The organism is Kushneria halocnemicola (assembly GCF_965650455.1).
GTDB lineage: Bacteria > Pseudomonadota > Gammaproteobacteria > Pseudomonadales > Halomonadaceae > Kushneria.
This window is the reverse complement of the sequence record NZ_OZ287968.1, coordinates 1,196,549-1,209,198: the sequence shown is the minus strand read 5'-3', so window position 1 is coordinate 1,209,198 and position 12,650 is coordinate 1,196,549. Positions and strand designations below refer to the sequence as shown.

Sequence of the window (12,650 nt, the reverse complement as noted above, 5' to 3'; positions counted from 1 at the left end):
CATCATGTCGACCCATCAATATGATGTTGTGGTACTGGGCGCAGGGCCAGCGGGTGAAAGTGCTGCCGTCAATGCTGCCAAGCATGACAAGCGGGTGGCCATTGTCGAACTGCAGTCATCCGTGGGCGGCAACTGTACGCACAAGGGCACCATCCCTTCAAAAACGCTGCGCCATGCGGTCAAGCAGGTGGTTCAGTTCAACAACAATCCCATGTTCAGAGACCTTGGAGAGCCTCGCTGGGTCTCCTTTCCTCGCATGCTGGAGCGCTCTCGTCGTGTGATCGAGGATCAGGTGGCAATGCGGACGCGCTTTTATGCGCGAAACCGCATCGATGTCTTCTTTGGTACCGCTTCCTTTGCCGATGCCCATACCATTGAGGTGGCCGACGGGCATGGCGCCAGAGAGTCGCTGGTGGCCGAAAATATCGTTATCGCTACCGGTTCGCGCCCCTATCGGCCTTCGGATGTCAATTTCCGCCATCCACGCATTTACTGCTCCGATACCATCCTTGGGCTGTCGCATACGCCGCGTCGCATCATGATCTATGGTGCCGGCGTTATCGGCTGTGAATACGCCTCGATATTTTCCAATCTGGGCGTCAAGGTCGACCTCATCGATACTCGCGAGCGGCTGCTGTCGTTTCTGGACGCCGAAATCAGTGACGCGCTGTCCTATCATCTGCGCAACAGTGGCGTACAGATTCGTCACAACGAGGAATACTCCCGTGTCGAGGGAGATGAGTCCGGCGTCACGCTGCATCTCAAGTCGGGCAAGACGATGCGTGCCGATGCCTTCATGTGGGCCAACGGCCGAACGGGCAACACCGATACGCTTAAACTCGACAACGCAGGCCTTGAGTCAAACTCGCGTGGCCAGCTTCAGGTCGATAACAACTATCGTACGCAGGTCGAGCATATCCATGCCGCCGGCGACGTCATCGGCTGGCCGAGTCTTGCCAGCGCGGCCTATGACCAGGGGCGCTCGGCGTCCGGCGATGCATTGAGCAAGGCATCGCGCTTTGTCGATGACATTCCCACGGGTATCTATACCATTCCCGAAATCAGCTCACTGGGAAAGACCGAGCGGGAGCTGACGGATGCGAAAATCCCTTACGAAGTAGGGCAGGCCTTTTTCAAGGATACCGCCCGTGCCCAGATTACCGGGGACACTGTGGGCATGCTCAAGATTCTTTTCGACCCGCGAACGCTCAGGATTCACGGCATTCACTGCTTCGGCGATCAGGCCTCTGAAATTCTGCATATCGGTCAGGCCATCATGAATCAGCCGGGCGAGTCGAATACGCTGGCGTATTTCGTGAACACCACCTTCAACTATCCGACCATGGCGGAAGCCTATCGCATTGCGGCACACAATGGACTCAACCGGCTGCACTAGGTTGATGGACCTGCCATGGTTGCCACGACGCCGACGCCCGAGTCGGCGTCGTTGCTTCCAGTGCCACCATCATGAGACTAGCGTCATGTCTGTTATGAGAAACCGTTCCCACCCCGGGCAAAGACATGATCTAACGCTGACTCTGGATCATCATGCGTTGGTCATTCATCGTCGCTATGAGGTGGTTGGCATCATCAACGATGTGCTGATTGGTCTCTGGTTTCTGGCGGGTAGCATCTGCTTTTTTTATTCATCGCTTATGAGTCTCGGCACCTGGCTTTTTGTCATCGGCAGCGCCCAGATGCTGATTCGCCCCCTTATCCGCCTGAGTCACCACCTTCATCTCAAAAAAATGCCGTTACCAGATGGCGATTTCTGATCAACGCCGATAGCGATGGATACGAAGGCTGGGAATAAAGGGCTCGCTTTCGATTTTTGAATCACCTCGCAACGCCCGGGTACGTTTTTCAGGCGGCTGAAGCGCGGGCTGGTTGATCTGCGGCAGTCGATTGTCCGAGGCGGGTACAAAAAGCGGCAGCGCCACATTCATGGCGCGGCGTGTGTGCCCATCTTCCAGCGGTTCACGGAAAAACAGGTTGGCCCGCATCAGGGGCGCCTGGGCTTGTACCTGCGCCAGCATTTCACCGTCGGGAAGGGAGGCCAGCAATCGATACTGAATCTGCACGTGGGCGGCTTCATTATTGAGCCTTGCCAGTCTGGCTTCGACCTCGGCCACACTCATGCGCTTGATGGACCGGCCGCTGGAATACCAGGCGAGTCGAATGCGTGACACCGGCGCGTCTGCAATTGGCAGGTGTCGCCAGCACTGCTTGAGATGCAGGCGCGCCATGCCGCTTCCCTTGAGATGGTCGTGCAAAACGGGATGGCGAAAGGGCAGCGTGGCCTTAAGCTCGGCGATCATGGCGGGATGCTGTTTTCGGGCCACACCCAGCTGTTGGGCGAAGGCGTCCTTGCATCGGTTGACTTCCAGTGCGTGTTCGAGCAGCGCGTCATTGGCGACGACCACGCCCACATGATCGCGTGTTGCGCGCCCATCCTGCCCATCCTGATACCAGTAATCGGTCAGTGCCCGCATCAGCCAGTCAATGTCGGCGTCTCCGTCAAAACGCCACATGGCCGGGGGATGCTGTCTCGCATTGGCGATCAGGGCTTGCGAGGCTTCCACCAGATCGTCGAAGGCCTTTTCCAGCTCTGCCATGAGTTGATATTGCAGCGACATGACCGGGTCCATCCCTGTTTTCTGAATATACCGTTATCTTTTATCATAAAGACGATGTGACAGTCATCACGCAATAAGTGCCGGTATCTGCCTTTTCGCTTGGGCAGATACCGGCAGTAGGGCTGGTCGGCTCAGCGGTCCAGGTATCGCTGGGTAATGTCGCCGTAGGCATCGATACGGCGGTCACGTAGATAGGGCCAGATGCGTCGTACCTGCTCGCTGCGCGTCGGCGACAGGGTCACCAAAAGCTCTTCGGTGTCCTCACCGGCCAGTGCCAGAATCTCGCCCTGTGCACCGGCAATGAAGCTGCCGCCCCAGAAATCGATGCCACGTCCGACATGGCTGGGATCTTCTTCATGACCAACCCGGTTGGCGGCCAGTACCGGAATGCCGTTGGCCACGGCGTGCGAGCGCTGTATCAGGGTCCAGGCATCCTTCTGGCGCTGCTTTTCATCCGCTTCATCGGCCGGGTCCCAGCCAATGGCCGTGGGATAGAGCAGCATGTCGGCACCGGCCAGCGCCATCAGGCGTGCGGCTTCGGGATACCATTGATCCCAGCAGACCAGTACCCCCAGACGGCCCACGGAGGTGTCGATGGGAGTGAAGCCTTTCTGGTGGCCGGCGTCACCGGGGGTAAAGTAGAACTTCTCGTAAAAGCCCGGATCATCGGGGATATGCATCTTGCGATAGGTGCCGACCAGGCCGCGATCGGTGTCGAGTACCACGGCGGTATTGTGATAAAGCCCCGGCGCACGACGCTCGAAAATGGAGCCCACGATCACGATATCGAGTTCTCTGGCCAGCCCGGCCAGAAACTGTGTGGTCGGGCCTTCCAGCGGCTCTGCCAGATCAAAGACGTCGGTGTCCTCGCACTGGCAGAAGTAACGTGTGGCATGCAGTTCCTGCAGCAGCACAAGCCTTGCGCCGCGCTGCGCCAGGGCGCGGATGCCTCGCTCACTCTCGGTCAGGCTTCGTGGCTTGTCGTTCCATGCCTTTTGCTGAATGACACCGACTTCAATGCTTTCCTTCATTCAATCTCTCCACGCATCAGTTTTCGATCACTTTCAGCGACCCTTTGGGCAGCTGCATGGTCAGACAGTGCAGGCTGCCGTGCTGTCGAATCACCTGACGGCAGTCGACGGGGATGATGTCGCGCGTCGGGAAAGCTTCTGACAACGCCATGAGTGCGGTGACATCGGCCGGGTCGGCATAGGACGGCATCAAGACCGCGCCATTGATGATTAAAAAGTTGGCATAGGTTGCCGGCAGACGATGGCCATCTTCCGGATCAAGACAGGCACGCGGCCAGGGCAGGGCAATTAGCCGATAGGGCTTGCCATCGGTGCGGCGAAACGCCTTCAGTTCCTGCTCCATGGCGCTCAGGGCGTCAAAGTGCGGGTCGCCCGGGTTATCACAGCGCACGTAGGCAATGGTGTGCTCGTCGCAAAAGCGCGCCAGCGTATCGATATGGCTGTCGGTATCGTCACCTTCCAGATAGCCGTTTTCAAGCCATAGCACACGGTTGATGCCCAGATACTCTTTAAGGTGTGACTCCACGTCTGCCTGATCAAGGTGAGGATTGCGGTTGGGGTTCAAAAGGCAGCTGCGCGTGGTCAGCAGCGTCCCTTGGCCATCGGTTTCCACACCGCCACCTTCCAGCACGACCTGCTGCAGGCTCTGCAGTTCAGCCGCTAGAAGGCCCTGCTCTGCCAGCATGGCGTTGATCGCATTGTCCCGCTCGGCGGGAAACTTGCCCCCCCAGCCGGTAAAACGATAGTCCAGCAGCAGCGGGCGGCCGTTTGCCATGACGGTCAATGGGCCATGATCGCGGGCCCAGGTGTCGTCTCCGGGGGCGATGACCAGCGATAGCCGGCTATCGGGCACGCCGAGGTTGGCAAGCACTGTGGCCAGGCGTTGGCGGGTGTCATCATCCGGCAGGGTCACCAGCACGTGCTGATAGCGGGCGATCACCTCGATCAGGGTGACAAACGTGGTCTCGATGGCCTCCAGCAGTGAGGCCCAGTCGCTATCACGACCGGGCCAGCTGAGCATGACGGCCTGCTGGGGGGTCCATTCGGGTAGAAACTGACGGGGAGAGAGGCCCTGATTCATGGCAACTGTGTTATCCGCTCGATCGGTGGGGCAGAAATCTGCAGGTGTTGGCGCATGGCCCGAGTCGTATTTTACCACTGACAGGGATTAAGGCGACGCCTGATGCAGGGTGGTTCAAAAGTCCGTACCATACCGACTCCTGTCACTGGATCCCAGGCCAACAATGCTTGATCGAATTCCCTTCCTGATCGGGCTTCGCTATACGCGAGCCAAGCGGCGCAACCATTTTATCTCCTTTATATCGCTGACCTCGATGCTCGGCCTGACGCTGGGCGTGGCGGTACTGATTCTGGTGCTTTCAGTCATGAACGGCTTTGACCATGAGCTGAGAACCCGTGTACTGGGCATGGTCCCGCACACCCGCATCGAGGCGCAAAACGGCGTCAACGACTGGCGTGCGCTGGCAGAGCAGATGCAAAAACATGATCATGTCGTGGGAGCAGCGCCCTATATCGAGCAGCAGGGCATGTTCTCCTCCAATGGTCAGACGCAGGGGGCCATGATCGAGGGCATTCTTCCTGATGCCGAGGAAAAGGTCTCCATTATTGGTAACCACATGGTGGGCGGCACGCTGGCCTCCCTTCAGACCGGGGAGTGGAATGTCGTTTTGGGCAGCTCCCTGGCCAGAAATCTGGGGGTCGGGCTGGGCGATAGCGTCACCCTTTTGATCCCCGAGGCGTCCATTACCCCCGGCGGCGTTTTTCCCCGTTTGAAGCGTTTTACCGTGTCCGGCATGTTTCAGGTGGGGGCACAGCTTGACGGCAACCTTGCCTATACCAGTCTGGGTGACATGAAAACGCTGGCACGCCAGTCCGGTGAAGCCCAGGGGGTGCGCCTTAAGCTCGACGATCTCTTCCAGGCGCACAGCGTCACCCGTGACATCATCAATTCCATGCCGCCTGGCTACCGCGGGATCGACTGGACCTATACGCAGGGCAATCTTTTTCAGGCCATTCAAATGGAAAAGCGCATGATCGGACTGCTGCTGATGGTGATCGTGGCGGTAGCGGCGTTCAATATTGTCTCGACGCTGGTCATGGTGGTCACCGACAAGCACGCCGATATCGCCATTTTGCGCACGCTGGGTGCCACACCCGGCGCCGTCATGGGCATATTCATGGTGCAGGGCATTACCATCGGGATTATCGGCATCGTTCTGGGCGTTCTTGCCGGCATCGGGCTGGCGCTGTCGATTGCCGATATCATCAGCTGGGTCGAATCCGCATTCGGTATCCAGTTTCTTGATCCCAGCGTTTATTTCATCAGCTATTTGCCCTCACGTCTTGAGTTGTCGGATGTTCTGGTCGTCACCGGCGTGGCCCTTTTGCTGAGTTTCCTGTCGACCCTTTATCCGGCGTGGCGAGCCGCGCGCGTACAACCGGCCGAGGTGCTGCGCTATGAGTAGTCAATACGATGCGGGAAAGCCGTTGGAAGGCGAGGCCATGCTGGCGTGCCGATCTCTGACACGCGTCTATCAGGAAGGTCCGCAGGATCTGACCGTGCTGGACAATCTGGAGCTGAGCGTGGCTGCCGGCGAGCGAATCGCAGTGGTCGGCAGTTCCGGCAGCGGCAAGACCACGCTGCTTAATCTGCTGGGGGGGCTGGACCGGCCGACACAGGGCGAAATCCTGATCGGCGGACGCTCGATCAAGGGACTTTCCGAGTCCGCCATCGGTCGGTTTCGCAATCAGCACATCGGGTTTGTTTATCAGTTTCACCATCTGCTGGCGGAGTTCACGGCGCTGGAGAATGTCTCCATGCCGCTGATCATTCGCGGTCAAAGCCGCAGTGAGGCCGCCAAAAAAGCTAAAACGCTGCTTGAAAGGGTCGGTATGGCGCCCAGAGGCGAGCACAAGCCCGGAGAGCTTTCCGGCGGCGAGCGCCAGCGTGTGGCCATTGCACGCGCGCTGGTGACGGACCCGAGCCTGGTACTGATGGATGAGCCCACCGGTAACCTTGACCAGGTAACGGCGCGCCAGATTCTGGATCTGATGGATGAGGTGGCCGAGCGCTCACGCAGCGCGTTCGTGGTTGTCACCCATGATATGGCGATCGCCCGGCATCAGGACCGGGTGCTGCGCCTTGATCAGGGGCGCCTGGCCCCCGATGTCATGACCTGATCGTGATTTGTACGTACGAAAAAAGGCCCGTCAGTTCTGCTGACGGGCCTTTCGTTTGTCCAGTCATTGATCAGTTCTGAACGGACATCACGGCGCCACCGTCAACGCGAATATTGGACCCGCTGATAAACGAGCCGCGCTCGGAGACGGCCAGCGCGATAGCAGCGGCGACTTCTTCCGGCTGTCCGCGGCGCTTGAGCTTGATGCCGGGACGCTCTTCTTCAAGAAAGCTTTCTACCGCCTCATCGAAGGAGCAGCTGTTCTCCGTTGAGCGCTTGTCCATCATCCCATCGGTCATGGGCGATTCAATGAATGCCGGCGAGACCGTATTGCAAAGGATGCCGTTTTCCGCCTCGCCATAGGCCAGGTTTTTGACGAACGTGGCAAGCGCTGCCTTGGAAACGTTATAGACGGCTTCATCCCAGTAGGGCTGCACGGCATTTTCCGAGGTGATGCAGACAAAGCGTCCCCAGCCCTTTGCGCGCATGGTGGGAAAGGTGGCGCGTGCCATGCGAACGGCGGACATGAAGTTGATCTGCCAGGTGTCCTCGAAGTCTTCATCGCCGACTTCAAGAGGATGACCCTTGGCGCCGGTAATGCCGGCCGTGTGGATCACGATATCAATGGTGCCAAAATGATCGATGGCCGCCTGCGCCAGCGCATCAACATCTTCCTGTCGGGTGATGTCCGCCTTGTGGCAGATGATTTCGCCCTCCATCTCCGCGACATCCTTTTCAAGCTGCTCGATGTCCATGTCGGACAGAACAAGCCTTGCGCCTTCATTGGCAAGCTCACGCGCGGCAGCAAGCCCCAGCCCACCCTTGGCACCGGTAATAATGGCGACGCGATCGGTAATTCCCAGATCCATGATGTCGGCTTCCCTGTCGATAATGGATAGACATGCCTGCGAGTCAGGCAGAACCAACATAGTTTAAAAAACGCCGGGGAGAAACGTGGCGGTGGATCATTGCGCGCGGGCTCGGGGGAGAGCTCAGCGCTGGCGCCGGTGCAGGCGGCGTTTGCGCCAGATACGCAGGATGTGCCAGCGCCAGCAAAGGCGCGTCAAGATGTTGGCCACGATGCCGATAACGAGGGCACAGACCAGCGACCCGATGATCAGGGACGGCATCATGTCGACCAGCTGATTGGCAAACCAGCTGACGCTGACTTCATCGGGCAGGGCGCGCGGCGGTGTCTGCAGCACCCAGGCACCCACCCGGTAAGTCACATAGAACACGACAGGCATGGTCAGGGGGTTGGTCAGCCATACCAGCGCCAGGGCCAGCGGTAGATGGCCGCGCAGCCACCAGGCGCCAAGAGCCGCCACCAGCATCTGTCCGGGAATCGGCAGAAGGGCGCAGAAAAGTCCAACGGACATGCCATTGGCGATGCTTCGCCGCGTGATCAGCCAGAGCGCAGGGTTACCGAGCAATGGGTGAATCAGGCGAAGCGATTTACGGCGCCGAATGGTCTCCGGGTCCGGCAGATAGCGTTGAATAAATCGGCGCAGCATCAGGCAGCGTCCTGACTAAACGAGGTCACCATTATCCCTGAACCCCGCGGATGAGGAAAATCTTTCTGAATATCATGAGCGTTTTGTGCCCATTCGTCGTGAACTGATTGATTGCGCAAAAGGTATCCGTCTCCCGCTGCTGTGTCTTTCAGCCTGCGTCGGTGCCTTGCTGGTGCGACTGCCTCAGGAAACATGGCTGTGGGCGGTTGCGCTTTTCTGGCTGCTGGCGGCAGCACTGTATCACCGGCTGTTGTTGCTCATGGCCCTTGTGTTGACCCTTGCGCTGTATCACGGCGTGACACAGTGGCCTGAACCGCTGGCGCAGGGGCTGGCCCGACAGGACGTGACGCTGACCGGACGCATTGTGTCGCTGGAGCGTCTGGAAGGGCGCGCACGAATTGATTTTGCGGTCACGAGCTGCCGGGAGCCGGCCGGGCTGCCGGCCTGTGACAGGCTTCAAAACGTTCGTCTCGATTGGTATCGGCCACCGGCGCTTGAAACCGGAGAACGATGGCGGCTGACGGCACGGCTAAAGCCGCCACACGGCTTTCGCAATCCCGGCCGGTTTGACTATGGCGCATGGCTTGTCGACCAGGGGTTTGGGGCCACCGGCTACGTGCGTGACCCGGAAAGCGCCAGGCGCCTGCAAAAGGGCGGCGGACCGGCATTGACTCAGCGCTGGCTCGCCTCACGGGTGCATGATGATTTTACCCGGCGCTGGCTGCAGGCGCTGACGCTGGGAGACGGTGGTGCGCTGGAAACGGCGCAGTGGACACTGCTCAGGGAGACCGGTACGACGCATCTGGCCGTGATCTCGGGGCTTCATGTTGGGCTGGTATCGGGCTGGGTACTGTTTCTCGCTCGCTTTCTGGCTCGACGACTTCAGCCCTGTCGCTGGCGCATGCTGAACTGGCCCTGGTGTCTGGCGGGGTTGGCAGCCGTGGCCTATGCCGCCCTGTCGGGGTTTGCGCCGCCGGCCGTGCGCGCGGCCATCATGACCCTCATTGCGCTCTGGACCAGCAGTGGTCGGCATGCTCCCGGCGTATGGCAGGCATGGTGGCTGGCGCTTTTGATTGTCATCATGACCGCACCTCTTTCTCTACTGCGTCCGGGGCTGTGGCTCTCCTTTGGCGCCGTTGCCGTGCTGATACTGGCCTGGCGCTGGCGGGAGAAGCCGCGCTGGTGGTACGCGGTGCTAAGAAGCCAGGGGCTTTTGAGTCTGGCAACCGGTGCCGCCACGCTGCTTGTGTTTGATCAGCTGGCCAGCCTTTCGCTTTTGATCAACCTCGTCGCGATCCCCTGGGTTTCCATGATCATGGTGCCGCTGGCACTGCTTGGCTGGTTGCTATCCCCTGTACCGGGCGCCGGGCAATGGCTCTGGTGGCTTTTCGGACAGACCGCCCATATCTTTGAAGCCAGCCTCGAACAGGTTCGACAGTGGCAGCCCCGGTGGCAGCCTGGCGACGAACAGATAGGGCCTCTGACCGTCATGGCGTTTCTGATCTGTCTGGTATGGCTGCTGCCCGGGCTGGCACGTTCATGGCGATGGACGGCCAGCGCCATGGCAGTTCTTTTGTGTCTGGGAAGCAGTAGCGCGCCCGCGCTGAAAAGCGGTGAGCTGTCGCTGGTGGTCCATGACGTTGGTCAGGGGCAGTTGATCGATATTCGCACGGCCCACGGGCGCTGGCTTTATGACAGCGGCCCGCGCTCACGCTCTGGTTTTATGGCGATTACCACGCTCTGGGATGACCCGCAGCACTTTGACGGCGTGATCGTATCGCACGGCGACATGGACCACGCCGGAGGCGTTTCCGTGCTCAAGTCGGTTCACAGGGTCGATCACTGGTGGGCGCCGCTACCCGATACTATCGATGTCGATGCACTCAGGCCCTGCCGTGCCGGCGCCTCATGGCGAGTGGATGGCGTCAGCTTTACCTTTCTCTGGCCGCGCAGCACGGCCACCATGCCGGCAGGGGAAAATGATCGCTCCTGCGTACTGCTGATCGAAAGCGACCATCATCGCTTTCTGATCACCGGTGACGCCGGTAAAAGCGTTGAATCCCGCATTGTTGCCCATTACCAGCAGCCCGTCGATGTGCTGGTGGCTGGCCACCATGGCAGTCACGGCAGCTCTTCACAGCGCATGATCGATCTGCTCAAGCCAAGTCGCGTGATCTACAGCGCCGGCTATCTCAATGCATACGGCCATCCCGCCGATCGCGTGGTCAGACGGTTTCGTCAGGCCGGAAGCTGTCAGTGGAATACGGCCCTTGATGGTGCCATTGCCGTGGCAAGCAGCGCCGCCGGGGTCGGTGTCAAACCCCAGCGGGTCGTCAGCGGTGTCGAACGGTGCCGACCTGGGGTAGAATCCGGCCGGTGATTGCCCAGGGGCAGTCTTCGATTGTGATCGATAGCGGGGCATCGTTATCGTTGGGTTCGGCGCTGCCGGCGTCCTGACGTGTTTACCCGGTATCATTATCAGCCAGGCAGGAGAGCCCGTGAAGTCAAACGCCAGTCTGACGCTGTACGCCCGTCTGCTGACCTATGTAAAGCCTTTCTGGAAGGCCTTTGCGATCGCGCTGATCGGCAATGCCATCTATGCAGGCTCCAGTACTCTCATGGCACGCATCATGGAGTTTCTGACAGACGGTATACAAAACCCCGATGCCGATTTTCGTCAGGCCCTGCCTTTGATGATTATCGGCATTTTCCTTGCCCGTGGTTTTGGCACCTTTCTGGGTTCCTACGGTATGGAGTATGTGGCGCGCAACGTGGTGCATCGCCTGCGTGTGTCGGTATTTGATCAAATGCTGCATCTGCCGGGGCGCTTTTACGATGAAAACAGCGGCGGCCATCTGATTTCACGCGTGACCTATCACGTTGAGCAGGTCACGGGTGCTGCCACCAAGGCGCTCAACGTGGTGCTGCAGGAGGGCATGCTGGTACTGGGTCTGACGATCTATCTGTTCTGGGTCAACTGGAAGCTGATGCTGATCTTCATTGCAGTGACCCCCTTGATCGGGTTTGTAGTGGCCTGGTGCAGCAAGCGCTTTCGCAAGCTTTCGCGGCGAATTCAGAAGTCGGTGGGTGAAGTGACCCATGTGGCATCCGAGACCATTACAGGCTACCGAGTGGTTCGTACGCACGGGGCAGAGCAGCATGAATACGATCGCTTCAACCGAGCCAGTCAATACAACCGCGACCAGAGTCTGAAAGAGGCTCTGACCAAGGCCATCAGTGCGCCGGTCATCCAGACGATGGTGGCCGTGTCGCTGGCACTGCTGGTTTGGCTGGCATTGGCGCCCGAGCTTCTGGGCAACATGAGCCCCGGTCAGTTCATCGGCTTTATTACCGCGGCCAGCATGATCATCAAGCCCATCAAGTCGTTGACGGAAATCAACGGCGTCATTCAAAAGGGACTGGCCGCGGCCCAGGAGCTTTTTGAATTGATGGACAGACCGCGTGAGCCGGATAACGGCACGCGCGACCCGGGACGCGTCCAGGGGCGTGTCAGCTTTGAAGAGGTGCGCTTTCGCTACGGCAGCGACCTGCCGGATGTGCTCAAGGGCATCAGTCATGAGGTGCGTTCCGGCGAAATGATTGCGCTGGTTGGGCGATCCGGCAGTGGCAAGAGCACCATGATGAATATGCTGCCGCGTTTCTATGACGCGACAGGCGGGCGCATCTGTATCGACGGGGTGGACATCCGTGATTACTCAATGCAGGCCCTGCGCCGCCAGATTGCGCTGGTGACCCAGAATGTCACGCTGTTCAATGCCACTGTGGCTGACAACATCGCCTACGGTATCGACAACGCCACGCGCGAGGCTGTGGTGGCAGCGGCTCAGGCGGCCTATGCCGATGAGTTTATCGAACGCCTGCCACAGGGGTATGACACTCTGGTCGGTGACAATGGCGTCATGCTCTCCGGCGGCCAGCGCCAGCGCATCGCCATCGCGCGTGCCATTTTCAAGGATGCCCCCATCCTGGTGCTGGACGAGGCGACCTCGGCACTGGATACGGAGTCCGAGCGCTACATCCAGCAGGCGCTTGAAAGGGTCTGCGAGGGTCGCACCACCTTTGTCATCGCGCACCGGCTGTCGACCATTGAACAGGCCGATCGAATACTGGTCATGGACAACGGCGAAATCATCGAATCGGGCGATCATGACACGCTACTGAAAAATGACGGTGCCTATGCCGCGCTGCATCGCATTCAGTTCAGCGAGGAGCGCACCAATGTCCCTGTATAAGTGCCTTCCAGGGGCG

The 12,650-nt window shown here is 59.4% G+C and carries 11 protein-coding genes; 6 read left to right on the top strand and 5 right to left on the bottom strand.

The features are described from left to right. Window positions 1–4 precede the first annotated feature (4 nt). The gene (gene sthA, locus ACS92L_RS05470; protein ID WP_438767566.1) at window positions 5–1,396 is read left to right on the top strand and encodes a Si-specific NAD(P)(+) transhydrogenase; all 1,392 of its coding nucleotides are present in this window, start codon (window positions 5–7) and stop codon (window positions 1,394–1,396) included. Window positions 1,397–1,481: 85 nt separating this feature from the next. Further along, a complete protein-coding gene (locus tag ACS92L_RS05465) occupies window positions 1,482–1,775 on the top strand; it encodes a YrhK family protein (protein WP_438767565.1) in 294 nt (97 codons plus the stop codon). Here the strand turns inward: ACS92L_RS05465 and ACS92L_RS05460 are convergent, their stop codons facing one another. The 3 genes from ACS92L_RS05460 to ACS92L_RS05450 form a co-directional block, all read right to left on the bottom strand. Beyond that, a complete protein-coding gene (locus ACS92L_RS05460; RefSeq protein WP_438767564.1) occupies window positions 1,776–2,636 on the bottom strand; it encodes a DNA replication terminus site-binding protein in 861 nt (286 codons plus the stop codon). A gap of 131 nt (window positions 2,637–2,767) precedes the next feature. Further along, on the bottom strand, window positions 2,768–3,667 hold the full coding sequence (locus ACS92L_RS05455; protein ID WP_438767563.1) for a carbon-nitrogen hydrolase: 900 nt from the start codon (window positions 3,665–3,667) through the stop codon (window positions 2,768–2,770). A gap of 16 nt (window positions 3,668–3,683) precedes the next feature. Further along, window positions 3,684–4,748: an agmatine deiminase family protein gene (locus tag ACS92L_RS05450; RefSeq protein ID WP_438767561.1), complete on the bottom strand. Its 1,065-nt coding sequence runs from the start codon at window positions 4,746–4,748 to the stop codon at window positions 3,684–3,686. Between the two features lie 163 nt (window positions 4,749–4,911). Between ACS92L_RS05450 and ACS92L_RS05445 the strand changes: the two genes are divergently transcribed. After that, window positions 4,912–6,153, top strand: coding sequence for a lipoprotein-releasing ABC transporter permease subunit (locus ACS92L_RS05445; protein WP_438767560.1), 1,242 nt, complete (start codon window positions 4,912–4,914; stop codon window positions 6,151–6,153). Further along, entirely contained in the window at window positions 6,146–6,868 is a 723-nt protein-coding gene (gene lolD / locus ACS92L_RS05440; RefSeq protein ID WP_438767558.1) for a lipoprotein-releasing ABC transporter ATP-binding protein LolD, read from the top strand. Before ACS92L_RS05445 ends, lolD begins: the two co-directional genes overlap by 8 nt. Before the next feature lie 70 nt (window positions 6,869–6,938). On the opposite strand, the gene ACS92L_RS05435 is transcribed toward lolD, so the two are convergent. Beyond that, the gene (locus ACS92L_RS05435; protein WP_438767557.1) at window positions 6,939–7,736 is read right to left on the bottom strand and encodes an SDR family NAD(P)-dependent oxidoreductase; all 798 of its coding nucleotides are present in this window, start codon (window positions 7,734–7,736) and stop codon (window positions 6,939–6,941) included. Window positions 7,737–7,859: 123 nt separating this feature from the next. Next, window positions 7,860–8,381 (bottom strand): DUF2062 domain-containing protein, encoded by a 522-nt coding sequence (locus ACS92L_RS05430; RefSeq protein ID WP_438767556.1) that lies wholly within the window; start codon window positions 8,379–8,381, stop codon window positions 7,860–7,862. Between the two features lie 172 nt (window positions 8,382–8,553). On the opposite strand from ACS92L_RS05430, the gene ACS92L_RS05425 reads away from it, so the two are divergent. Together ACS92L_RS05425 and msbA are read left to right on the top strand one after the other, a co-directional pair. Next, window positions 8,554–10,761 carry a DNA internalization-related competence protein ComEC/Rec2 gene (locus ACS92L_RS05425; protein ID WP_438767554.1) on the top strand — a complete coding sequence of 736 codons (2,208 nt, stop codon included), beginning with the start codon at window positions 8,554–8,556 and terminating at the stop codon, window positions 10,759–10,761. 118 nt (window positions 10,762–10,879) lie between these two features. After that, on the top strand, window positions 10,880–12,634 hold the full coding sequence (gene msbA, locus ACS92L_RS05420; protein ID WP_438767553.1) for a lipid A export permease/ATP-binding protein MsbA: 1,755 nt from the start codon (window positions 10,880–10,882) through the stop codon (window positions 12,632–12,634). Window positions 12,635–12,650: the final 16 nt, after the last annotated feature.